Source organism: Achromobacter sp. ACM04 (genome assembly GCF_014851465.1).
In the GTDB taxonomy this organism is placed as follows: Bacteria; Pseudomonadota; Gammaproteobacteria; order Burkholderiales; family Burkholderiaceae_B; genus Achromobacter; species Achromobacter aegrifaciens.
The window spans coordinates 975218-997010 of the sequence record NZ_JACUZS010000001.1; the positions used below are offsets into that span (position 1 = coordinate 975218).

Consider the following 21793-nt stretch of genomic DNA (forward strand, 5'->3'; position numbering starts at 1 on the left):
GGGCGGGCTCCGCCTTTCGATACTCGCTGACGCCATTAGGGCGAATACAATGCAGCGCCCCGGCAGCGCGCCGGACCAGAGGGTCGGACATGGACGAATTCAAGATCAAGGTGATGCTGGCGGATGACCATCCCGGCATGGTCGCGGGCGTACAGCACGCGCTGGCCGAAGTGCCCACGATTGCGCTGGTGGGCGCGGCCGCCAACTCCACCGAGCTGGTCGCATTGCTGGACCGTACGCCCTGCGACGTGGTGGTATCCGACTACTCCATGCCCGCGGGCGATTTCGGCGATGGAGCATCGCTGTTCGGCTTGTTGCAACGGCGCTATCCGCAACTGAAGCTGGTGGTCCTGACCATGCTGGACAACGCGGCGGTCCTGCACACGCTGGTCACGCTGGGCATAGGCGGCATCGTCAGCAAGTCTGACGCGCTGGCGCACTTGATACCCGCCATCCACGCCGCGCATACCGGCGGCAAGTACTATTCGCCCAGCGCCAACAAGGTAATCCAGGGCATAGACTGGAACCGGCGTGGACGCAATCCGGAAAGCGTGTTGAGCCAGCGCGAATCCGAGGTCGTGCGGCTGTATGCCTCGGGCCTGACGATCAATGAAATCGCCGAGCGCCTGCATCGCAGCAAGAAGACCATCAGCACCCAGAAGGCCAAGGCCATGGAAAAGCTCGGCATCGAACGTGAGGTCGACCTGTTCCGGTATGCGATGGAGAACGGCCTGACAGCCACGCTGGCCGCGGACTCCGCGTCCCCAGTGCAGGAGCCGGCGGAAGGCGCGCAGGGTTGAGGCCGGTCGCTTGCCCCGGCTTATGACGATGCAGGCGCTTGGTCCATTGCGCCTGCCGGGCTTCCCGACGGATTGGCGCTGACCAGTCCCGATTCGATGCCGTAGCGCAGCAGTTCAATGTCGCGCTCCAACCCCAGCTTTAGCATGGCGGTGCCTTTCTGCGTACTGATGGTCTTCTTGCTGCGATGCAGGCGCTCGGCGATTTCGTTGATTGTCAGGCCGGACACGAACAGGCGCACCACTTCCAGCTCGCGCCGGGTCAGCATGTGGATCCCATAGTCGCCGCGGTCCAGCGCATTGGCCAGATCGGCGATCCGCGGCGAAAGATAGCGGCCGTTGGCATGGGCGCCATGTATCGCGGGCAATAGATGATTCAACGAATCGGACTTGCTGAGGACGGCGGGAATGCCCAGGTTCAATAGCGAATGCACGATGCCGGGGCTTTCCAGCATGGTCAGCACGACGATCTTCAGGCCGGGGTAGCGCTGGCGGATCAGGCCGAACAGGGTGATGCCGTCGCCGAAATGGCCGCCCGGCATGGAATAGTCGGAGATCAGCACCTCGCACGGATGCCGGCTCAGCATCTCCATCAGCTCGGTGGAGTCGCGGGCCGCGCCGATCACGGATACGGTGCTGCTGGATGCGAGCGTGTGTTGCACGCCGGCGCGCACGGCGGGATGGTCGTCGGCGACCACGACGCGTAGATTCAGAGGCTTCATGATGGAACAGGGTGGGACCAGGCTGGCGAGGCGGCCAGGCGCGGCGAGGCGGCGCAGGACAGACTGTAGAGGCGCGTGGTCTGGCGGATAAGCAGCCGAGTCCGATTGCAGGCCTGGTTCGGATAGGACTAAGCCTATTTTTCGGCGTCGCGGGGGGGGCGCCCTGCGAGGGCTGCCAGCGCCATGGGTTCGAACACGTCCAAGGCCTCAGCCAAGGCATCGGTGCGCCGGTTGCGCGCCAGGTCTTCCATCTGTGCGCACCGGTCTGCCAGCGCCGTTTCGTGAATCATGGCGTAGGCCCCGCGCAGCGAGTGCAGATGCGCTCCCGCCTCGGGCTCGGCGGGCGCATTGCCGGTTCGGATCGCCGCGAGTTCCTTGCGGATGGCTGCGAGCGACTGGTGCAGCGACCGCGTCAGTGCCTCATGGACTCGCGCAGGCAGCGGGCCTTGTGCGATCTCGTCCCGGGCGCGCGGGCGCGGGGCAGGCGCCGGGGCGCCGCGCAGCAGGCGCCGGATGGCGGCATCCAGCTTGTCCAGCAGCAGGGGTTTGACCAGCACCGTGTCGATGCCAGCGTCGCGGCATTGCTGGTGCTCCTGCGCGCCGACGTGGGCGGTGTAGGCGATGATGGGCACTTGCGCGCCTTGTGCGCGCAGGCAGCGGCCCAAGGCATAGCCGTCCATGCCGGGCATGTTCACGTCGGTGATGACCAGGCCGTAGGCCTGTTCCATGAAGCGCGCCAAGGCCGCGCTGCCATCCGCCGCCAGGTCCGCCTGATAGCCCAGGGTCTCCAGCTGTATTTTCATGAGCTCGCGGTTGGCGGGGTTGTCATCGATCACCAGGATGCGGGCGGCAAGCGGCTGCTCCGGTTCCAGCGGCGCCGTGCTCGCCGGAACTGCAGCATCCGGGGCCTCGGCGGGTGCGGGGGGCAAGGGGAGCGTGACGAGGAAGGTGCTGCCTTCCTGCGGCTTGCTGGTGACGGCTATGCTGCCGTGCATGAGCGTGGCCAGCCGGCCGCATAGCGCCAGGCCCAGCCCCGTGCCGCCGTAGCGCCGGGCGATGGAGGAATCCGCCTGGGTGAACGGCCGGAACAGCACGGCTTGCTGCGCCGGGGTCATGCCGATGCCCGTGTCGCTGACGCCGATCACGATAGGGGTGTCGGGCGCATCGTCGTCCTGGCGGTAGACCTCAAGAAGCACATCGCCGTGGGATGTGAATTTGATGGCGTTGCCGACCAGGTTGAACATGATCTGGCGGATGCGCGTGGGGTCGCCCAGATAGCGGGGCGCCAAGCCGTCGTCTATGCTGCAATCCAGCTCCAGGCCCTTGGCCTGCGCGGCGGGCGTGAAAACGGCGACGACTTGCCGGGCGGCTTCCGCGAGGTCGAAAGGAATCGACTCGACGCTCATCTGGCCGGATTCGACCTTGGAGAAATCCAGAATGTCGTTGATGATCTCCAGCAGCGTGGCCGAGGAGGACGTCACCGCCCGCAGGCGCTCGCTCTGGGCGGGCTGCAGGCCAGAGCGCTCGAGCAGTTCGAGATTGCCCAGGATGGCGTTCAGCGGCGTGCGGATTTCGTGGCTCATGGTGGCCAGGAAGGCGGATTTGGCCTGATTCGCCGTGTCGGCGGCGACGCGGGCTTCGTCCAGTTTCTGTTCAAGTTGCTTGCGGGCCGTGATGTCGGTGAAGTTGCACAGCAGCACGTCCACGCCCTGGTACTTGGTCCGCACCGCGTTCACCAGCAGATCGCTGTGGCTGCCGCCGATGCGCGGATGGGCCAGTTCCAGCTCGGCGTGCCAGCCGGCGGCGTCCGAAGCGCCGCCATACAGGGCGAGCAGACGCGCATGCAAGGGCGGGCTGCCGGGCGCTGCGCTGGCGGCATAATCCTGCATGACCTCGTTCTGCAACAGCACTTCGTCCGTGTTCAGCGACAGCAGCGCAAGGCCCGAGGGCGCGGTGGCGACCATGGTGCGGTTCAGGTTCTCGCTTTCGAATATGCGCTGTGAGCGGGCATAGCCGGGCTTGAAGACCTTGCGGTCGAGCAGCAGCAGTACCGCCCAGACGAACGTCACCATCAGCAGCGTCGCGAGCGCGTAGCCGGCCAGCCTGGGCCATAGGTCGGCGACTATGGTGCGCCAGGAAAAGGCGTAGGTCAGGCGCCAGCCGGATTCGGAAACCTGGTCGCCGAGGATGAACAGGCCGTCGCGGTAACGCACCTCCGACGGCGCGACCGGATCCGATCGCGTTGCGTCCAGCATCCTGGCAGCGATCTTCGCGTCTTGCTCTTCCATGGCGACAGGCAGGAGCTGGCGCCCGTCCTGGTCAACGATCAGGGCTGCCTCTTCGTAGCGCGTTGTCGTCAGATAGGCGTTCAGCGTATCGGCAGGATAGATGGCAACAAAGATGGCGAATATGCGGCCCTGGCTGCTTGCGGCCTGGTACAGCCGCAGGGACAGCTTGCGCGTCAAGGGATCGACGGCGGGCGGCAGCCAGCGCGGTCCGCCTGCCGCCATCAGGCGCTGCTGGATCTCGGGCGATTCCAGGTCGCCCAGGTCGGGGGCGATCGTCCGGATCAGTTCCGCGACGTCTTTCGCGCCCACCAGCGCCAGCGGATCCACGGTGTCGGACATGGGACCCACGCCGAGGAAGCCGCGGTCGGGGCTGTAGAAGAAGCCGCTGACCGAAAGCGCCTTGGCGTAGGCCGCAGCGGAATAGCTGATCTCGTCGGTCAGATGCAGATAGGGCAGGTAGGCGGCGGCGGGCCGGCCGGGTTCGATGTCGGCCAGGGCCACCACCGGAGGAAAGTTGGGGTTGCGCTGGAATTCCATGCGCCCTTGCAGGCGCGCGAAAGTCTGCACCAGGTCGGGGGCCGCGGACGACACGCGTGCGGGCCAGGCGTACTCCTCGTGCGAAAGACCGATGCGGAATGCGCCCTCGCGCACGCCCAGCGCCGTCTGCAACAGCGCTTTGCGCACCACGAAGCCGGCATAGCGTTCCGCGACGTAATCCTTGGCTTGCGCGAACAGCATGACGCCAGCGACTGTCAGCAGGACCAAGGTTGTGACGGCGCCACCCACATATAGCAGCGCCCGTTGATAGCGGTTCAGGATGCTGATGGCGCTGCGCGACGGCCGGCCGGCGGTCTCGGGCTCAGGGGCGTCTTGGATCTGCGCGGCCATGCTGGGTTCGGCTCCGCCGGAATGGGTGACGCCATGATAGAGCCAAACAGGCCGGAACCGGCAATATAGGACTCGGCTGATTTCCGTTCCCGGCGGCGGGTGGAACAATGAATTCGTCGGCAGTTCGCTGCCTGGCCTTCCGCCCGCAGGCGCCTCGCCGCCGCGCCATGGGCGCTTCGTTCCCCGGGACCATCATGCTCAAATCCGCCCTAGTTGTCGACCAAGACGAATTCCAACGTGCCGCGCTGGCGCGGATGCTGGGCAAGATCGGCGTGCCTGAAGTGGCGACGGCGCACGACGGCGCGTCGGCCGTGGCGGCGATCCAGCAGCAGCAATGGGATCTGGTCATTGTCGATCTGGACATGGCGGACCGCACCGGGCTGCAGATGATCGATGCGCTGGCCGATGCCGGCGGTTGCGGTGGCATCGCGATCGCCAGCAGCCATCCGACCCGGATCCTGCAGGCGGCGGCGACCTACGCCCGGAATCGCGGCCTGCCCATCATCGCCGCGCTGGGCAAGCCGCTGGAGGCGGCCTGCCTGATTTCGATGATCGAATCCCTGGCCCGGACCGCGCTGGCCGATGGCGAGGCGACGTTGCGCGCCGCGGCGCAGAGCAGCGGCGTCGCGCTGGCCGGCCTGGACACCGAACGTCTGCGCCGCGCCCTGGCGCAGCGCGAGATTGCTGCGTACTTCCAGCCACAGCATTGCGTGTCGACGGGCGAACTGCGCGGCGCTGAAATGCTGGCGCGCTGGGTCGCGGATGACGGCGCGATGATTCCTCCGGCCGCTTTCCTGCCGGCTTTCGAGGCGGCGGGCTTGCTGGGATCGCTGACCGACTACATGTTGGCGCGCGCCTTCGAGGCGCAGCGCGAACTGGGCGGCCGGCCCGATTGCGTCATCAGCATCAACGTGCCCGCGGCCGTCGCAAGTTCCATCTGCTGGGCCCAGGACGTGGCCGACCGGGCCGAATTCGCCGGCGTGGATCCGAGCCGCATCGTCATCGAGATCACCGAGGACGGTGGCGCGCGCTCCAACGGGGCGCTGGCGGGCGCCATCACGCAACTGCGCTTGCGCGGCTTCAGCTGCGCGATCGACGACTTCGGCACCGGCGACTCCTCGCTCGACCGGTTGCTGTGCGCGCCTTTCGACGAATTGAAGATCGATCGCGACATGATCGCCCGGGCGCGCCGCCATCGCCATGCCCAGGATGTCCTGGCCTGCACCGTCGAGATGGCGCGGTCGCTGGACATGACGGTGGTGGCCGAAGGCATCGAGAGCCAGGAGGACTACGACATGGTGCGCGCCTTGGGCGCGCAGGTCACGCAAGGGTACTTCCATGGCAGGCCGATGCCGCTAGGGGCATTCAGCCAGTACGCGCTCAGCCAGGGAGTCATCGGGCATGGGATCCTGCGGATGTACGCGAACGCCTGAAGCGGGCCGTGTACCGTATCGCAGGCTGGTCGCGGATAGCGATCAGGCCCCCGCCAGCACCACCAGCACCGCCAGGCACAGCAGCAGTCCGAACGCCGCCAGCGCGTAGGGCAGCAACTGCACGTACACGCCGCGCTCTTCGCCGCGGCCATGCGCCAGGCCAGCCGCGATCGACATCCGCACCGGTGAAAAAATTCCCATCGACGTGCCCGACACATGCAGCAGCGCGGCCGCAGCCGGCACGCTCAGGCCCGCATTCAAGGCCAGCGACAGTTGCGCAGGCATGAAGAGGCTGTTGGGCGCGTTGCCGCTGTTGGCCAGGATGCCGAATACGCCGGCCAGCAGCGGCGTGATCAATATGGTCCAGTCCTTCAGGCTGGCGAACAGGCCGTCGGCATACGCTTGCGAGATGCCGGCGCCGGCCAGGACTTCGGCCATCATGGCGAACAGGAACACGGAGTACACCGCGTGGCGTCCCGTGGTCCAGGCCGCGCGCGCCTGCGTCGCGAGCAGGTCGCGCTGGCGGCAAATGGCGGCCATGAGCACGGCGCCCACGATCAGCCAACTGCCGGCATGCAGCAGCGGCATCCAGCCGGGCAGGTCCGGGAACGGCTTGAACGCAGCCAGTCCGGCCAGGCCGCCGTTCAAGCCTGGCAGCAAGCGCGTGGCCACCAGCCAAGCAATCATCAGGATATAGGGCAGCGCCTTGCGCGCCGCCGCCGTCATCCGGGGCCGGTCGGGCCGGCGGTCCAGCAGGAAGCGCAGCACGATGAGCGGGCCGTAGGCCGACAGCAGCGCGGTTTCCGGTCCCAATAGCGCTGTCGCGGCGCTCAGGGCGGCCAGGCTCGCGATCATCCAGACGGCTTCGCGCACATGCTCCGCGGGTTCAGCGCGCAAGCCTGCGCGCCTGGCGGTGCGCCAGTACAGCAGCATCCACAATACCGTCAGCAAGGCGACCGGCGCCATGCCGTAGAGCGCCAGCTCCGTGGCCGGGACGCGCGCATAGGCCGACGCCAGCAGCGTGCCGCTGCCCATGGCGCCCCAAGGGATCAGGGTCTGGCTCAGCAGCGCGAACACCATGGTTTCGCGCGGCTTCAAATTCAAAGGCCGGATCAGCAGCACCGTTCCCAGCATGCCCACGCCGAAGCCGGTGGCCGCTTCGGCGAAAGGGCCGACCAGGAAACAGGCAAAGAACAGCAGCCGGCGGCGCGCCAGCGGGTGGGCCAGTGCGGTGTTTGCGCCGTCCGCCGCCGCGTGCGGCGCGCGTCCTTGTGCCGCCATGTTCCAGAACAGCAGCCCGCCCAGGATGTACGGCGTGATGATCCCGCCTATCCAGAGGCCGCGTTCCAGCGCCACCCCGAGCTGGCCGGTGGTGAAGGAGGCGGGCGCCGCATACAGGGCGATGGGCACGGCGGCCAGCAGGCCCAGCAAGGCGGCGGCCGTGGTGTTCAGGCGTCCGCTGGCGATGGCGCCGATGACGGCCAGGGCGGGTAGCGACCACAGTAGGTACATCATGGATTGAGCGTGTGCATGGCGGGGTCCGGGACAGGCTTGGCGCGTAGCAGTGTATGCCGAGAGCCGCGCCGCGGCGGTTCATGCCTGCCCGATCGCGGGGTCTTTTGGAAGGCGCGGCAACCGTACGCTGCGTCCCGCGTCTGGAACGCGGGACGATGATAAAAATGCCGCAACCTGCGGGGGCGGGTTCAGAAGTCCAGCGTGGCGTGGGGCCAGCGCTTCGTCGCCACCAGCTCGCGCGCTACCTGGCGCAGGATCTCGACCGCCGCCTTGGTGGCGCGCGAGGCCGGCCGATCCGAAGGGTGGGCCAGGATGCGGCACAGGCTGAGGCCGTCGATGGGCTGGGCGGACAGGCGGCCTGCCTCGATGTCTTCCAGCACGGTTGCGGCGAAGTGCACGGTCACGCCGACCTTTTCCTTTATGAGGCGCTTGGCGACTTCCATGGTTTCGACTTCCACCACCGGATTCAGATGCACCCCGGCGTGCGCCGCCTGGGCCTCGAGCTCGAGCCGCACGCCGGACTTGGCCAGGCCGGTCATCACCAGCGGCAGCTCGGCCAGGTCGCGCACGCCGATCCGCGCGGGCCGGGCCTTGCGATGCGAGGGCGGTCCGATGAGGCACATGCCTTCGGTCAGGAAGGGATAGGTGAGCAGGTTGGCGACGGGAACCGGACCGTTGAGCATGGCCAGGTCCACCTGGCCCTTGAGCAGCATTTCGTGCAGCGTGGGAGAGAAGGCTTGAACGAAGCGCAGCCGGACTTCGGGGAGCTGTTCCTGCACGGCGCGAGTCAGGGGCACGGCCAGCGTCATTGCGAGTCCGGGAGAAAGACCGATGACGACGGGGCCGCTGGGATGGCGTTGCAGGGCAGACATGTCCTGCTTGAGCTGTTCGGCGTAGCGCAGCAGGAAAGAAGCGCGTTCCAGCAGGAAGGCGGCTTCTTCGGTGGGCGACGCGCCGCGCGAATGGCGCACGAAGAGCTGGACGCCGAGCTCTTCTTCCAGCAGCTGGATCTGGCGCGTAAGCGCGGGCTGCGCCACATGCAGGACGCTTGCGGCGCGGCCGAAATGCCCCTGGTTGGCCAGAACGACAAAGTAGCGAAGTTGCCGCAGATCCATTTCCGTAGCAGCCCTATGTGGCGGATTGAGTCATAACAAAATTATATGGGAGCGGTAAGAAAATGGTAGTGGACGCTGCATCGGGGTGAGCTTTAACTTGCATCAGCCGCGAGAAAAGCCGCAGCATCTCTCTCTTTAAAGCTCATCAGAAAAAGGAATGACATGGATATCAATGCTCAGGAAATGGAAGCCACCCGCATCGCGCGCTGGGGCAAGGTCGAGCCCTACCGCGAGACCTTCATCGAAAGCCGCCTGCCCGGCATGAAGAAGAACATCTACAAGATCATGAACCGCGGCGTGCTGGAGAACAAAGGCGTGGAGCCAGCCATCCCCGGCAACCACCGCTTTGGCGTGACCTTCATCGAAATTCCCGTGGGGCAGGGCGCCAGCCTGCATGCGCACAAGACCGAGGAAGTCTTCTGCCCTCTGAACGGCCAGATGGAAGTGATCTGGGGCGAGAAGGGCGAGCACTCGGTGATGCTGAACCAGTGGGACGTGATTTCCTGCCCCATCGGCGTGATGCGCGGATTCCGCAATCCCAACCCGCATGCCCTGGTCGTCTATTCCGTCGTCGGCGGCACCGACGAGGAATGCGGGCGCATCGCCTGGCATCCCGACGTGGTGCGCGCCGCCGAGAACACTGGCCTGGTCTACGGCACCGACGGCTTCCTGAAAGAGAAAGCGGAAAGCTGATGCCGGACGATGGCCTGCGCCGGCCAGGTGCGGCGCCATCGATAACAAAGAGAACAACAGAGGAGACATGGAATGAGCGATGACTATGGCGTATCCCGGCTGATTGCAAGAAGACGCGTGTTGCGGGCCGTCGCCTGTACGGGCGCGCTTTGCGCGGTGCCTGCGATGGGCCAGGCCAAGCAGCTCGTTCCGTTCTTCGGCAGGAGTTCGCGCACGCCGGTGCGCCTGGTGGTGCCGTTCGCCCCCGGAGGCTCCACGGACATCGTCGCGCGCCTGCTGGCCGCGCAGCTGCCGGCCTATCTGGGGCAGAGCATGATCGTGGAGAACCGCCCAGGCGCAGGCGGCAATATCGGCGTGGCCTCGGTCGCCCGGGCGCAGGCGGACGGCGGCACGCTGCTGCTGGTGTCGTCCTCGTTCGTCACGAATCCTGCCATCGCCGCAGAACGGCCCGCCTACGATCCGGTGCGCGACTTCGCGCCGGTGAGCCTGGCGGTGAGTTCCCCGGACGTCATCGTGGTTCGCGCCGAAAGCCGCCTGGCCACGCTCAAGGATCTGCTGGACGCTGCCGCCCGGGATCCCGGCACGCTCACGTACGCCACGCCGGGCAACGGCAACAGCGTGCATCTGGCGGCCGAACTGCTGTGGCGGCGCGCGGGTGTCAAGGCTTTGCACGTCCCGTACTCGGGCGCGGCGCCCGCAGTGCTGGCGGCGCTGGGAGGCCAGGTCGACTGCGCCTTTGCCGCGCTGCCTGCGGCGCAGGCGTTTCTCGCCGACGGCCGGCTCAGGGCCTTGGCCGTGGGCGGGGAAGAGCGCTGGCCGGCGCTTTCCGGCGTGCCGACGATCGCGCAAGCCGGCTTCGCCGATTTCCGCTCGGAAACCATGCAGGCGCTGTTCGCCCCGGCGGGCACGCCGGCCGCCACGGTCGAACGCATCAACAAGGCGGTGGCCGAAGCGCTGGGCAAGGAGCCGGTGCGCAGGCAGCTCGACGGGCTCGGATTTCGCGTCATCGCCAGTTCTTCAGCGGCGCTGAAGGCCAGGGTGGCGCAGGAGGTCCCGCAATGGGCTGCCGTGGCGGCCCAGGCGGGAATAAGCGCCGACTGAAGCGCGGCACGAAAATTTCATTAGTCAGACTACAGGGTTGAATGTTTATGAGTCATGCCAATTCCTGCGCGGACACGCGCGCCGCCGGCGAACAGCGCGCCATACCCGCCACGCCGCAAGCATTGCTGCAAGCCGTTCTTGCGGCCAACCAGGCCATGGACCCGCGCACCCGCGAGGTTCTTGATTCCCTGATCCGCCACTTGCACGCGTTTGCGGCGGACGTGAAACTGAGCTACGAGGAACTGCACCGGGGCCTGGATTTCATGGTGCGAGTGGGCCAGGCCACCAATCCGCTGCGGCACGAAGGCATCCTGCTGGCCGACATCCTGGGCGTGGCCACGCTGGTCCTGTTGATGGACGCCGAGGGCGTGCTGGAGGCCGGCGGCACGGAGCCCGCGCTGATCGGGCCGTTCTGGCGCGCCAACCAGCCCGTACTCGAAAACGGTTCCAAGATCGCCACCGAGGATACGACCGGCGATCGGCTGCTGGTGACGGGGCGCATCTGCACGCTGGATGGCCAGCCGCTGGCCGGCGCGCGCCTGGAAACCTGGCAGGCGGCGCCCAGCGGCCTGTACGAAAACCAGGATCCCGAGCAGGAAGACATGAACCTGCGGGCCGTGTTCATGACTGACGCGGACGGCCGCTTCTGGTTCGACAGCGTCAAGCCCGCCGGCTACGGCGTGCCCATCGACGGCCCCTGCGGCGACCTGCTGGCGCTGCAGCAGCGCAACCACATGCGGCCCGCGCACCTGCACTTCATCGCCTCGGCGCCCGGCCACAAGGTGTTGACCACCCAGATCTTCGACGCCAACGATGCCTACGCGTATAGCGATGCGGCATTCGGCGCGGTGGGGTCGCTGCTGCGGAAGTTCGAAGCGACGGGCGACGGCACCTACCGCCTGGACGTGGAACTCAAGCTCGAGCCGGGCGAAACGCGCATGCCCAAGCCGCCGCTTTCCTGATCCGGCTTTCCCCGCTTTCGACCTCAATCCCGGCGCGGCCTGCCGCGCCTTGGGCAGCCTTTGCCCGCAACAACCAGAACCAGAGACAGACATGAGCAAGAAAACCCAAGCCCTGCGCGTGATCGAACGCGTTTCCACCGTCGCCGAGCTGCGGCCGGCCCTGGTCGACATCTCCGTGCCGCAGGCGCCGGAAGGCCATGCCGTGGTCGAAGTCAGCGCGGCCGGGATCAATCCCAGCGACGTCAAGGCGGCGATGGGCATGATGCCTTACGCGATCTGGCCGCGCACGCCCGGACGCGACTACGCGGGCAAGGTGATAGCCGGACCCGCGGAATGGATGGGGCAGGAGGTGTGGGGCACGGGCGGCGACCTGGGCATTACGCGCGACGGGACCCACGCGCGCTACCTGGTGCTGCCCGTGGCCGCCTTGGTGCGCAGGCCTGCCCACATCGCAGCGGCCAGCGCCGCCATGGCGGGCGTGCCGTTTGTCACCGCCTATGAAGGGCTGCGCCGCGCCGGCCTGTCTGGCCCGGGCCAGACGGTGGTGGTGTTCGGCTCGAACGGCAAGGTCGGGCAGGCCGCCATCCAGCTGGCCAGCCGCGCCGGCGCCCGGGTGATCGGGGTGGAGCGCGGCGGCGAAGGCTACGTCGGCCATGCGGTTTCAGGCGTGTCGGTCATCGATGGCAGCCGCGACGGGATCGCCCAGCGTGTCATGGAGCTGACCAGCCAGACGGGCGCGGACATTGCCTACAACACGGTGGGCTCGCCGTACTTCGCCGCGGCGCTGGAATCGTTGAAGGTGGGCGGGCGGCAGATCGTCATTTCCACCCCTGACCGCAACGTGCCCTTCGACATCCAGGCCTTCTACCGCCGCGACCTCCAATTGATCGGCGTGGACAGCCTGAAGCTGGACTCGGCCCGCTGCGCCGCGGTGTTCCGCGAGCTGCTGCCCGGCTTCGAGGACGGCAGCCTGCAGTCCTTTCCGGTCAGTCCGGCCGCCGTGGTGCCGCTGGCGCAAGCCCGCGAGGCCTACATCAAGGTGCTGGAAGGCGCGCAGGACCGGCCCGTCCTCGCCCCCTGATCCGCGACCCGCTTTATCCGGCCGATCGCCTGTCCGTCATGGGCGATCGGCTTTTTTTTCGCGCAGCAGAAGCATAAAAGGAGACAAACCATGACACTGCACCGCAGACATTTTCTTCAATACGCGACGGCCCTGGCCGGCGTCGTGGGGCTTAGCGCCACGCTGCAGGCCCAGCCGGACTATCCGGCGCGCCCCATCAGGATGGTAGTGCCGTTCACGGCGGGGTCGACCACCGATGTCATCGGCAGGACGGTGGCGGAACAGCTGGAGAAGAAACTCGGCCAGCCGGTGGTGGTGGAGAACCGGCCGGGCGCAGGCGGCGTGCTGGGCGCCACCATGGTGGCGGGCGCCGCGGCCGATGGCTACACGGTGCTGGTGCACTCCGCCGCCCACGTGGCCAACCAGTCGCTCTACGCCAACCTCAAATACGACACCCTCAAGGACTTCACGCCCGTGACCATGCTGGCCTCGATGCCGAACGTGATCGTGGCGTCGAACGCGCGCAACTTCAAGTCGCTGAAGGACCTGGTGGAGCGCGCCCGCGCCGAACCCGACCAATATACCTACGGCTCGTCCGGCAGCGGCAGCGGCGCGCACATCGCGGGCGAAAAGTTCAGGGCCGCGACTGGCATCCAGGCTATCCACGTGCCGTACCGCGGCACGCCGGAGGCGGTCAACGACGTGATCGCCGGCCGGGTCGACTGGTTCTTCCTGCCATTGCCGCTGGCGCTGCCCATGGTCAAGGCTGGCAAGCTGACCGCGCTGGCGATCAGCGCCGACCACCGCTCGCCCGCGTTGCCGGACGTGCCCACGACAGCAGAGGCTGGCTACCGCGACGTGGACCAGCTGTTCTGGGTGGCCATGTTCGTGCCGGCCGCGACGCCGCCGGCGGTCCTGGCCAAGCTGCATGCCGGCACCGAACAGGCGCTGCGCGCGGACGCCACGCGCGAGCGCTTCGACAACCTGGGGGCCGAGCCCGCGCCCATGCCGCAGCAGCAATTCGCCGAGCTGATCGGCCGGGAAATGGAAAGCACCGGCAGCCTGATCCGCGGCGCCGGCATACGCGTCGGCAATTGAGTCGGGGAAACTGGGGGGAATATGTCAATAATCAGAAGAATCGGGCTGTTGGGAGCCTGTGCGCTGGCGGGACCGGTGTTTGCGCAATCGTCGTCGCTGACCCTGTTCGGCCACATCGACCTGAACGTGACCAGCGCCACCGCGGGCAGCACGTCCAAGATCGGCATGGACCAGGGCGGCTACATGCTGCCCAGCCGCATCGGCATGCGCGGCACCGAGAATCTGGGCAACGGCAACTCGGTGGGGTTCTGGCTGGAGGCGCCCATCCTGCCGAATAGTGGCGGGCCGCAAGGCCTGAACTGGACACGGCGTTCGACCATCAGCTTGAGCAACGAGCGCTACGGCGAACTGCGGCTGGGGCGGGACTACACCGCGGCGTTCTGGAACGTGTCCTCGTTCTCGCCCTTCGGCACCGTGGGCGTGGGCGGCAGCAGCAACATCATCAAGGGCTGGCCCTTGGGGATGGAGGGCGCCACCACGCTCTCGCGCGCCAGCAACATGGTGGCGTACTTCCTGCCGAAGAAACTCGGCGGGATATACGGACACCTGAACTATGCGCGCGAAGAAGACCTGCGCGGCGCCGACTATGCCGGCGGTCGGCTGGGCTACCAGTCCGGTCCGCTCAATGTCGCCGCCGCATACGGCAGGACGTCGATGGGCAGCGGCGAGCACTACGAAACCGCGACCCTGGGCGCCAGCTATGACTTCCGCGTGGTGAAGCTGTTTGCCAACTACCTGCAGCAGAAGATCGGGTCGGACAAGCAGCACGTGGCCCTGGCGGGCGCGTCGGTGCCTGTGGGTGGCGGCCACGTGAAGCTGTCGTACTCCCGTTCCACCCAGAGCGGACAGTACGAAGGCGACGACGCCCAGCAGTTTGCGCTGGGCTACACCTACGCGCTCAGCAAGCGCACGGTGCTGTACACGGCGGCGTCCTTCATCAAGAACGAGGGCAATGCCGCCTTCGTGACCGGGGACGTCGCGCCGGAAGGCGTGCCGGGCGCGAACTCGAAGGGCTTCCAGGTCGGGATCAGCCACTCGTTCTGAGCGTGATGCGCTGCGGCCCCGCTCAGTGCGGGGCCGCAATTTTTTATCGAACCGCCTTGGCAGGCGCCGCCGGCAACACCCCGGCATCATGCACCGGTTTGCCGCCCAGCAGCGTGAGCACCGAACTGATGGCGTGGATCTGGTCCGCCGGCATCGTCAGGTAGGGCTGGTCCAGCACCGCCAGGTCGGCCAGCATGCCGGCGTTCAGTTGCCCGCGGTCGTCTTCGTCGAATGCCAGCCAGGCGGCCTGGCGCGTGTAGAGCGCCAGCGCTTCCTCCCGCGTGAGCAAGGCGCCGGGCTCGCGCAGCACGGTGGCGCCGATGGCGCGTCCCTGCACGTGGTACTCCACGGCCTGCCAGACGCCAGCCACGCCGATGCGGGTCGAATCGGTGCCGCCCGCGACCGGCAGACCCAGGTCCAGCGCCGTGCGCACCGGCGGCGAATCCTGCTCCGCCCCCTTGGGATTGGCCTCGCGTATCGCCTCGCCCTCGAAGTACGGACCCATCTGCACCGTATAGGCCAGCCCCAAACGCGCCATGCGTTCCAGCGTGCGGCGCGAGCCGGTGTTCAGGTGGGCGATGGACCAGCGCAGCGGGCGCAGGTCGTGGTCGCGGCCGACTTCCTCGAACACGTCGAGGATGGCGCTGGCGGCATCGTCGGTGTAGGCGTGGATCTCGAGCGGGATGCGGCGTTCGGCCGCGTAGCGGGCGATGCGGGCGAGTTCCTGGCGCGCTTCGGCCGGCGGGTTGAATCCCGGGCCCATGCGCACGCCGTCGTTCATGGCGGACACCAGGTTTTCACCCAATCCCAGGAACGCGAGCTTGCCGTCGTCATGGCGCGGCGGGCGGAAGGCCATGATGTCGCGGAACCATTGCGCCTCGCCGCCGGCGCGCATGGCCGAGATCCGGTAGCCCGCGCGCACGGTGAGTTCGCCACGGTCGCGCAGCGCGTAGAGCGGCTCGTAGGCTTCAGCGCCGCCGGCCGACGGATCGATGAAGCCCGTCAGCCCGCGCGCGTTCATGGCGCGCAGAAAGGCTTGCAGCCCGGCGGGGCGGTCGGCGGTATGGCTCAGGCGGGCGAACAGCGCGTTGAATGGGCCGATGCCGCCCAGCAGCCTGCCGGTGGCGCGGCCCTGCGCGTCGCGCTCGACCGTGATGCCGTGCAGTTCCGGCGGCTGCGGGCCGTCCAGGCCCAGGGCTTCGATGCCGCGGCTATTGAGCAGGGCGTAGTCGTACAGGTATTGGACATAGGCGGGATGCCCGGGGACCGCCTGGTCCAGGTCGGCGCGGGTGGGCGCGCGGCGCTCGCGGAATTGCCGCGGATGCCAGGATCCGACCACCGCGACCCAATGGTCGCGCGGGCGTTGCGCGGCGTCGCGCGCCAACCGGCCCAGCGCGTCTGCCAGGCTGGGTGCGTCGTACCAGTAGGTTTCGAACGCATAGGTCTGGCCGCCGCGGATGGCGTGGATGTGCGTGTCGATGAGGCCGGGTATCACCGTGCGGCCCTGCAGGTCCAACTGGCGCGTGGCCGGTCCGACGTGTTGCTCGACATCGCCGTCCCCGCCCACCGCCACGATGCGTTCGCCCTGGATCGCGAGTGCAGTGGCGCGCGGCGCGGCGGGATCCATGGTGATGATCTGGCCGTTGCGCAGCACCAGGTCGGCGTCGCGGCTGTGGGCGGCGCAGGGCAGCGCGGCTGCCAATGCGAGGACGAGCGCCGTGGTTCTTCTCATGTGTAGTCTCCGGTCATCGAGGGGGGTCAGTAGCGCCATAGCGCTTCCAGGCCAAAAAAATGGACGGTTTCGGCGCGCCCCGTATCGCGGATGAAGCTTCCGGGCCGGAACACCGAGTAGGCGGCTTCGAAACTCAGGTGGCGCGACACTTCCCAGCCCAGCACCACGTCGGCCTGTGTGCCGATGTAGCGGGCGCGGCTGGCGCCGGCCGGGCGCAGCAGATTGCCGGCCACGCCGTACACGCCGTCCTGCAGGCTTTGACGCCAATAGAAGACCGCCGCGGTTCCCAACGTCCAGCCGGAGCCCAGGTCCAGCGTGAGCGAGGGATGCAGGTTGATCAGGTTGGAAGGGCCGATCAGGCCCGCTTCGCCGAAGTACTTGCCCTTGGGGAAGAAGACGGCAAAGGTCTGGAGCTTGGGATCGTCCGGATTGCGGTCGCCGCTGATGATGTTGGCCTTCAGGCCTACGCGCGGCTGCAATGGCGTGCCGTGGAAGGTGTAGCTCACGTCGCTGGCGAGCGACCAGGCGCGCGCCGGCGCGCCGGCGAAGCTGCCGTATTGGTAGACCGCTTCCAGGTCCCAGCGCCAGGAGGCGCGCTGGCCGAAGTAGCGCGCGCCCAGCGCGTTGCGGGTTTCGGGGCCGCTGCCCTGGTTGTAGGTGGCCGAGTCGCTGGACAGCGACAGCAGGTAGGCATCCAGGCCGGTGTCGCCCAGGCCGCCGGGCGCGGACCAGGTGCCGTAGAGGCCGCCGAGCCGGCGCTGGGAGTCGGCGCGGTCGCTGAAATCGTCCGGATCGTTGCGCACCGGGCGCACCAGGAAGCCGTCCACGCGCAGCCCCTGGCCTGCCCAGCTGAGCGCGCCGCCGTCGAACGAGCGCAGCACGTTGGGACCGTAGCGCGCCGAGATCAGCCGTTCGCTGCCATAGGCCATGACCTGGCGGCCCGCGCGCGCGGTCCAGGTGCCCCCAGCGCCGGCAAGAGAGACGTCGACGAAAGCCTGCAGCACGTCGCTGCCGGTGTCGTCGGGCGGTCCGATGGAGCCGGTGTCGCGTTCGGCATGGGTCAGGTTCAACTGGCCGAAGGCGCGCACCTGCCGGCCCAGCCGCAGGTCGGCATAGGGCAGGAAACGGTACAGCTGGTAACCCTCGTCGGGTACGGCCGCGTCGCCGAATTCGTTGTTGCGGTAGCGCTCATAGCGGACGCGCAGCTCGGCGCCCAGGGTCAGCGCGGAGGAATCGCCCAGCCGGATCCACTTGCCGGCTTCGCCCCAGGCGCCCGTGCGCTTGGCCGGGTCGTCCAGGTAGCTGTAGTCCTCGGTATAACGCCAGGGATCGATGGGCGGCAGCGCGGACCCGGCGGCCTGCGCGGCGCCGATTGCCAGCGCGGCCAGCGGGAGGATTGCGAGTCTGTGGAAGTTCAAGTTGCCTGGGCTGCAGCCGACGCGTGCAAGCGTCGACAGCGGTAGAAGTGACCAGGCGGCAAGATAGATTAAGGACAATGGCGTCGGTAGTCGCCATTTTTAGCCCTGGCTGTCCTGAAAACGGAACGCTGGGCTAGTCTTCCTGCAACTTCCCGAAGCGCTCCGCCAGATAATCCACCAAGGCCCTGACCGACGACAGCAGGCCGCGCCGCGACGGGAACACCGCGTGTATCAACTCGCGGCGCGGGGCCCAGTCAGGCAGCAGCCGGACCAGCTGTCCCGCCTGCAACTGTTCGCGCACCATCATGGTGGGCAGCTGCACGACGCCCACGCCGGCCACCGCCGCGTTGCGCAAGGCGATCATGTCGGTGGTGATCATCCTGGGGGCAAGCGAGACGGTGGCCTGCTGGCCGTCCTGCTTGTACAGCTCCAGGCGATAGGCCTGGTTGGGCGAGCCCAGCGCCAGGCTGGGCCAGGCGCCCAGGTCGTCCGGCGTTGCGGGCTGGCCGCATTGGGCCGTCAGGCCCGGGCTGGCGACCAGGCTCTGGCCGCGGTCCGACAGCACGCGCATGACCAGTTCGCTGTCTTCCAGCGGAGGCGGGCGGACGCGGATCGCCACGTCCACGGCTTCACCCAGCACGTCGACCCGGCGGTTGGTGGCCTCCAACTGTATGACCACGCGCGGGTACTTGATCATGAAGTCGGCGAGCATGCCGCCCACATGGGTATGCAGCAGGGCGATCGGGCAGGTCAGCTTGACCACGCCGCGCGGCTCGACCTGGGCCGCGTCGATCACTTCCTGCGCGGCTTCCGCTTCGGCCAGCATGGCCTTGCAGCGCTCGTAGTAGGTCTGGCCTATGTCCGTGACCATGAAATGCCGGGTCGAGCGCTGGATGAGGCGCACGCCGAGGCGCTCTTCCAGCAGGGCCAGCCTGCGGCTGAGGCGGGACTTGGGCATGCCCAGCGCACGTCCCGCGGGGGCAAAGCCCTGGTGCTCGACGGTCTGCACGAAATAGAAAAGGTCGTTGAGATCCTGCATGGGCATCCCTTTGGTTCAAAAATAGAACGCTGAAAGCAAAAAATCGGTCTTCCGACAATTTTGTTCTATTTTTAATATTTGTGCAGCCATAAGGCTTCTGATTCGGCCACAAGCCGTCGACCTTTCAAATTAGGAGTACACCATGTCCGCACCCGCCAACTTCAACGGCCAACGTCCTGTTATCGACGCCGACGACGCCGTCATGCTGCTGATCGATCATCAGAGCGGCCTGTTCCAGACCGTGGGCGACATGCCCATGCCGGAGCTGCGTGCCCGCGCTGGCGCCTTGGCGTCGATGGCCACGCTGGCCAAGATGCCCGTCATCACCACGGCTTCCGTGCCGCAAGGCCCGAATGGTCCGCTGATTCCCGAGATCCACGCCAACGCCCCGCATGCGCAATACATTGCGCGCAAGGGCGAGATCAACGCCTGGGACAACCCCGAATTCGTTGCCGCCGTGAAGGCCACCGGCCGCAAGACGCTCATCATCGCCGGCACCATCACCAGCGTGTGCATGGCGTTCCCGGCCATCAGCGCCGTCGCCGACGGCTACAAGGTGTTCGCGGTGATCGACGCCTCTGGCACGTACACCAAGATGGCCCAGGAAATCACGCTGGCGCGCGTGGTGCAGGCCGGCGTGGTGCCGATGGACACTGCCGCCGTGGCCTCGGAACTGCAGAAGACCTGGAACCGCGAAGACGCCATGCAGTGGGCCGAGGTCTACACCAAGGTGTTCCCGGCCTACCAGCTGTTGATCGAAAGCTACTCCAAGGCGCAGGAAGTGGTGAAGAACAACGAAGTCCTGGATTCGCAGCGCTGATCCGCTTCGATATAAGCGGAGGCCCGGGCCTCGCGGCCCGGATCAAGCCGCCACGCCATGCCGCTCGGCGATGCGCAGCAGCAAGGCTTCCAGTTCCTGGAGAATGGGCCGGTGGTCGTCCACCCGCCTGACCAGGGCAGAAGGCATGGCGGGCAGGTCGATCTCGACGAATGCGATCTCGGGCGTCGCGTAATAACTGGCGGCGCGCTTGGTCAGCATCAGCAGGCCTTCGCGCGTGTTCACGGCCGCGATGCCCTCGCGGATCGTGCGCACCACCGGGCCGTCGCCGATGGGCTTGCCCTTGGGCGTGTAGCGCGGAAAGTGGTAGTCCTGCCATTCCTGGTTGACCGATCCCGGCACCATGCGCACCAGCCGTTCCTCGGCCAGCAGCTCAGGGTCCAGCAGGGTCGCCGCGGCAAACGGGTGATCAAGCGGGACGCACAACATGCGCTGGTCCCGCAACACGATGGGCCCATGGCACAGGCCGTCCGCGCCCAGCGGCAAACGGCAGAACGCAATGTCGACCGAGCCGTCGGCCACCGCCGCGTAGTGGGTGACGTAGGTCAGTTCCACGAACTCCAGCTCCACGTTGGGATGCGCGGCCTTGAATTCCGAGACCAGCGGGCGGTATAGCTCGTAGAAACCGCCGCCCAGGAAGCCGATGCGCAGATGGCGCGGCTTGCCCGCGGCCTGGCGCTTGCAGTCGTCCAGCGCGGCTTTCAGCATGACCACGGCCGGTCCCGCGCCCAGCTTCAGGGTTTCGCCCAACGGCGTAAGCGCGACGCGGCGGCTGCTGCGCTCGAACAAGGGGGCGCCCAGCGTCTTTTCCAACGCCTTGACCGCTTCTGATACGGATGACTGGCTCATGTGCAGCGCTTCCGCCGCGCGGCCGAAATGCAGCTTGTCCGCAACGGCCAGAAAACAATCGAATTGGCGTAGATCCATGGCTCCGGGGCACCTTCCGTGCGCGTAGTAGTCGTTCTTATATCGATCGGGATTAACGATTGATGGCGTGAATAATAGCGCTTGTTCGCGCCAGGCCCGATGGGCAGAATTCGACCTGTTCACACAAGCTTAGCTCATTGATGAGCGATAAGGAGACAGGCATGAGTTCATCTATGCCAGAACGATCAGGCCCAAAAGGATCGGCAGAACCGATTGAATTCCTGGTCGAAGGAGATCTGGTGCGCGGTACCTTCTACCGGCCCGAGCAGGCCAGCGGCCCGGTCGGCGCGGTCGCGCTCGCGCACGGCTGGTCCATGGTCGCCGGCGGCGACCTGGAAGAGTACGCGGCCGCTGTGGTGGCCCGGGGCCTGGCCGCGCTGACCTTCGACTTCCGCAATCTCGGCCGCAGCGAGGGCATGCCGCGCCAGGAGATCGATCCGCAGCGGCAGATCCAGGATTTCCGCTCGGCAATTTCCTATCTGCGCCAACGTCCGGAAGTCGACCGTGAGCGCATCGGCATCTGGGGCAGCAGCTACAGCGGCGGCCACGCGCTGACGGTGGCCGCCATCGACCGCCGCGTCAAGTGCGTGGTCAGCCAGGTTCCGACCACCAGCGGTTTCTCCGCGGCCCAACGGCGCGTGCGCTACGACAAGGCGCAGGCGCTGCAGGCCGCGTTCGAAGCCGACCGCGAGGCACGCGACGCGGGCCAGCCGCCTGCGATGCTGCGCATGGTCGATGCCGATCCCGACGCGCCGGTCGCCTATCCGGGCCCGGACTCCTACAACTACATGACGGGCGAAGCGCGCCGCTGCCCAAGCTGGGTCAATGAGGTCACGTTGCGGTCGCTGGAACTGGCCCGCGCCTATGAGCCCGGCATGTACGTGCGCCGTATCGCGCCCACGCCGCTGCTGATGATCGTCGCCACCGGCGACGGCCTGACGCCTGCCGATCTGCAGCAGGACGCTTTCAACGCGGCGCATCAGCCCAAGGAGTTGCTGCTGCTGCCCGGCGGCCATTACTCGGTCTACACGGAACATTTCGAACGCACCAGCAACGCCGCGGCCAATTGGTTCGCGCGGCACCTCGGCCAAGACCAGCACGGATAAAAAAATGACGACGACAA

18 protein-coding genes are annotated in these 21793 nt (G+C 67.2%); 10 read left to right on the forward strand and 8 right to left on the reverse strand.

Features of this window, described 5'->3' with window-relative positions:
* The first annotated feature begins 89 nt into the window (after positions 1 to 89).
* A complete protein-coding gene (locus IB259_RS04625; RefSeq protein ID WP_175180924.1) occupies positions 90 to 800 on the forward strand; it encodes a response regulator transcription factor in 711 nt (236 codons plus the stop codon).
* 20 nt (positions 801 to 820) lie between these two features.
* Here the strand turns inward: IB259_RS04625 and IB259_RS04630 are convergent, their stop codons facing one another.
* Positions 821 to 1519: a response regulator transcription factor gene (locus IB259_RS04630; RefSeq protein WP_175162782.1), complete on the reverse strand. Its 699-nt coding sequence runs from the start codon at positions 1517 to 1519 to the stop codon at positions 821 to 823.
* Positions 1520 to 1653: 134 nt separating this feature from the next.
* The gene (locus IB259_RS04635; RefSeq protein ID WP_225596775.1) at positions 1654 to 4695 is read right to left on the reverse strand and encodes a hybrid sensor histidine kinase/response regulator; all 3042 of its coding nucleotides are present in this window, start codon (positions 4693 to 4695) and stop codon (positions 1654 to 1656) included.
* Between the two features lie 194 nt (positions 4696 to 4889).
* On the opposite strand from IB259_RS04635, the gene IB259_RS04640 reads away from it, so the two are divergent.
* Positions 4890 to 6128 (forward strand): EAL domain-containing protein, encoded by a 1239-nt coding sequence (locus tag IB259_RS04640; RefSeq protein ID WP_175162780.1) that lies wholly within the window; start codon positions 4890 to 4892, stop codon positions 6126 to 6128.
* Positions 6129 to 6170: 42 nt separating this feature from the next.
* Here IB259_RS04640 and IB259_RS04645 read toward each other — a convergent pair whose 3' ends face one another.
* Both IB259_RS04645 and IB259_RS04650 read right to left on the reverse strand, forming a co-directional pair.
* Complete coding sequence (locus tag IB259_RS04645; protein ID WP_192327794.1) at positions 6171 to 7643, reverse strand: hypothetical protein; 1473 nt, start codon at positions 7641 to 7643, stop codon at positions 6171 to 6173.
* A gap of 188 nt (positions 7644 to 7831) precedes the next feature.
* Positions 7832 to 8758, reverse strand: coding sequence for a LysR family transcriptional regulator (locus IB259_RS04650; RefSeq protein WP_192327797.1), 927 nt, complete (start codon positions 8756 to 8758; stop codon positions 7832 to 7834).
* A gap of 162 nt (positions 8759 to 8920) precedes the next feature.
* Between IB259_RS04650 and IB259_RS04655 the strand changes: the two genes are divergently transcribed.
* The 6 genes from IB259_RS04655 to IB259_RS04680 all read left to right on the forward strand — a co-directional run bounded on the left by IB259_RS04655 (position 8921) and on the right by IB259_RS04680 (position 14716).
* Positions 8921 to 9451: a cupin gene (locus tag IB259_RS04655; protein ID WP_054454462.1), complete on the forward strand. Its 531-nt coding sequence runs from the start codon at positions 8921 to 8923 to the stop codon at positions 9449 to 9451.
* 72 nt (positions 9452 to 9523) lie between these two features.
* On the forward strand, positions 9524 to 10552 hold the full coding sequence (locus tag IB259_RS04660) for a tripartite tricarboxylate transporter substrate-binding protein (protein WP_192327799.1): 1029 nt from the start codon (positions 9524 to 9526) through the stop codon (positions 10550 to 10552).
* 47 nt (positions 10553 to 10599) lie between these two features.
* Positions 10600 to 11514 carry a dioxygenase gene (locus tag IB259_RS04665; RefSeq protein WP_192327802.1) on the forward strand — a complete coding sequence of 305 codons (915 nt, stop codon included), beginning with the start codon at positions 10600 to 10602 and terminating at the stop codon, positions 11512 to 11514.
* Between the two features lie 91 nt (positions 11515 to 11605).
* Positions 11606 to 12595, forward strand: coding sequence for a zinc-binding alcohol dehydrogenase family protein (locus tag IB259_RS04670; RefSeq protein ID WP_175162774.1), 990 nt, complete (start codon positions 11606 to 11608; stop codon positions 12593 to 12595).
* A 90-nt stretch (positions 12596 to 12685) separates the two neighbouring features.
* Positions 12686 to 13672 carry a tripartite tricarboxylate transporter substrate binding protein gene (locus IB259_RS04675; protein WP_192327805.1) on the forward strand — a complete coding sequence of 329 codons (987 nt, stop codon included), beginning with the start codon at positions 12686 to 12688 and terminating at the stop codon, positions 13670 to 13672.
* Positions 13673 to 13693: 21 nt separating this feature from the next.
* Complete coding sequence (locus tag IB259_RS04680; RefSeq protein WP_192327809.1) at positions 13694 to 14716, forward strand: porin; 1023 nt, start codon at positions 13694 to 13696, stop codon at positions 14714 to 14716.
* Positions 14717 to 14759: 43 nt separating this feature from the next.
* Here IB259_RS04680 and IB259_RS04685 read toward each other — a convergent pair whose 3' ends face one another.
* From IB259_RS04685 to IB259_RS04695, 3 genes are all read right to left on the reverse strand, one after another.
* The gene (locus IB259_RS04685) at positions 14760 to 16448 is read right to left on the reverse strand and encodes an amidohydrolase (RefSeq protein WP_192327812.1); all 1689 of its coding nucleotides are present in this window, start codon (positions 16446 to 16448) and stop codon (positions 14760 to 14762) included.
* Positions 16449 to 16474: 26 nt separating this feature from the next.
* Entirely contained in the window at positions 16475 to 17866 is a 1392-nt protein-coding gene (locus tag IB259_RS04690) for an alginate export family protein (RefSeq protein ID WP_192327815.1), read from the reverse strand.
* A gap of 133 nt (positions 17867 to 17999) precedes the next feature.
* Positions 18000 to 18905 (reverse strand): LysR family transcriptional regulator, encoded by a 906-nt coding sequence (locus IB259_RS04695; protein ID WP_054454875.1) that lies wholly within the window; start codon positions 18903 to 18905, stop codon positions 18000 to 18002.
* 142 nt (positions 18906 to 19047) lie between these two features.
* Between IB259_RS04695 and IB259_RS04700 the strand changes: the two genes are divergently transcribed.
* On the forward strand, positions 19048 to 19725 hold the full coding sequence (locus IB259_RS04700) for a hydrolase (RefSeq protein ID WP_054454449.1): 678 nt from the start codon (positions 19048 to 19050) through the stop codon (positions 19723 to 19725).
* A gap of 42 nt (positions 19726 to 19767) precedes the next feature.
* On the opposite strand, the gene IB259_RS04705 is transcribed toward IB259_RS04700, so the two are convergent.
* On the reverse strand, positions 19768 to 20670 hold the full coding sequence (locus IB259_RS04705; RefSeq protein WP_192327818.1) for a LysR family transcriptional regulator: 903 nt from the start codon (positions 20668 to 20670) through the stop codon (positions 19768 to 19770).
* 173 nt (positions 20671 to 20843) lie between these two features.
* On the opposite strand from IB259_RS04705, the gene IB259_RS04710 reads away from it, so the two are divergent.
* Entirely contained in the window at positions 20844 to 21776 is a 933-nt protein-coding gene (locus IB259_RS04710; protein ID WP_225596814.1) for an alpha/beta hydrolase, read from the forward strand.
* The last annotated feature ends 17 nt before the right edge of the window (positions 21777 to 21793 follow it).

Coding starts and splice junctions, on each gene's coding strand:
- IB259_RS04625 (WP_175180924.1), top strand. CDS start 90: ATGGACGAATTCAAGATCAAGGTGATGCTGGCGGATGACCATCCCGGC.
- IB259_RS04655 (WP_054454462.1), top strand. CDS start 8,921: ATGGATATCAATGCTCAGGAAATGGAAGCCACCCGCATCGCGCGCTGG.
- IB259_RS04630 (WP_175162782.1), bottom strand. CDS start 1,519: ATGAAGCCTCTGAATCTACGCGTCGTGGTCGCCGACGACCATCCCGCC.
- IB259_RS04650 (WP_192327797.1), bottom strand. CDS start 8,758: ATGGATCTGCGGCAACTTCGCTACTTTGTCGTTCTGGCCAACCAGGGG.
- IB259_RS04705 (WP_192327818.1), bottom strand. CDS start 20,670: ATGGATCTACGCCAATTCGATTGTTTTCTGGCCGTTGCGGACAAGCTG.
- IB259_RS04660 (WP_192327799.1), top strand. CDS start 9,524: ATGAGCGATGACTATGGCGTATCCCGGCTGATTGCAAGAAGACGCGTG.
- IB259_RS04665 (WP_192327802.1), top strand. CDS start 10,600: ATGAGTCATGCCAATTCCTGCGCGGACACGCGCGCCGCCGGCGAACAG.
- IB259_RS04710 (WP_225596814.1), top strand. CDS start 20,844: ATGCCAGAACGATCAGGCCCAAAAGGATCGGCAGAACCGATTGAATTC.
- IB259_RS04675 (WP_192327805.1), top strand. CDS start 12,686: ATGACACTGCACCGCAGACATTTTCTTCAATACGCGACGGCCCTGGCC.
- IB259_RS04700 (WP_054454449.1), top strand. CDS start 19,048: ATGTCCGCACCCGCCAACTTCAACGGCCAACGTCCTGTTATCGACGCC.
- IB259_RS04645 (WP_192327794.1), bottom strand. CDS start 7,643: ATGATGTACCTACTGTGGTCGCTACCCGCCCTGGCCGTCATCGGCGCC.
- IB259_RS04635 (WP_225596775.1), bottom strand. CDS start 4,695: ATGGCCGCGCAGATCCAAGACGCCCCTGAGCCCGAGACCGCCGGCCGG.
- IB259_RS04685 (WP_192327812.1), bottom strand. CDS start 16,448: ATGAGAAGAACCACGGCGCTCGTCCTCGCATTGGCAGCCGCGCTGCCC.
- IB259_RS04680 (WP_192327809.1), top strand. CDS start 13,694: ATGTCAATAATCAGAAGAATCGGGCTGTTGGGAGCCTGTGCGCTGGCG.
- IB259_RS04640 (WP_175162780.1), top strand. CDS start 4,890: ATGCTCAAATCCGCCCTAGTTGTCGACCAAGACGAATTCCAACGTGCC.
- IB259_RS04670 (WP_175162774.1), top strand. CDS start 11,606: ATGAGCAAGAAAACCCAAGCCCTGCGCGTGATCGAACGCGTTTCCACC.
- IB259_RS04695 (WP_054454875.1), bottom strand. CDS start 18,905: ATGCAGGATCTCAACGACCTTTTCTATTTCGTGCAGACCGTCGAGCAC.